This window comes from Shinella sp. (assembly GCF_052438155.1).
Lineage (GTDB): Bacteria > Pseudomonadota > Alphaproteobacteria > Rhizobiales > Rhizobiaceae > Shinella.
Window position 1 is genome coordinate 1 of record NZ_JBQVPI010000121.1, and the last position, 525, is coordinate 525.

The 525-nt window shown below is 55.4% G+C and carries 1 rRNA gene; it reads left to right on the forward strand.

Features of this window, described 5'->3' with window-relative positions:
• Window positions 1-525: ribosomal RNA gene (locus ACT6VE_RS34915) — 23S ribosomal RNA — on the forward strand; the annotation flags it as partial.

Here is a 525-nt window from a genome sequence, read left to right on the forward strand (position 1 = left end):
TCCTAAGGTAGCGAAATTCCTTGTCGGGTAAGTTCCGACCTGCACGAATGGCGTAACGACTTCCCCACTGTCTCCAGTACATGCTCAGCGAAATTGAATTCTCCGTGAAGATGCGGAGTACCCGCGGTTAGACGGAAAGACCCCGTGCACCTTTACTGCAGCTTCAGAGTGGCATTAGGAAAGAACTGTGTAGCATAGGTGGGAGGCTTTGAAGCGACGGCGCCAGCTGTCGTGGAGCCATAGGTGAAATACCACCCTGTTGTTTTCTGATGTCTAACCTCGCACCGTTATCCGGTGCAGGGACCCTCTGTGGCGGGTAGTTTGACTGGGGCGGTCGCCTCCTAAAGAGTAACGGAGGCGCGCGATGGTGAGCTCAGGACGGTTGGAAACCGTCTGTTAGAGTGCAATGGCATAAGCTCGCCTGACTGCGAGACTGACGAGTCGAGCAGAGACGAAAGTCGGTCATAGTGATCCGGTGGTCCCTCGTGGAAGGGCCATCGCTCAACGGATAAAAGGTACGCCGGG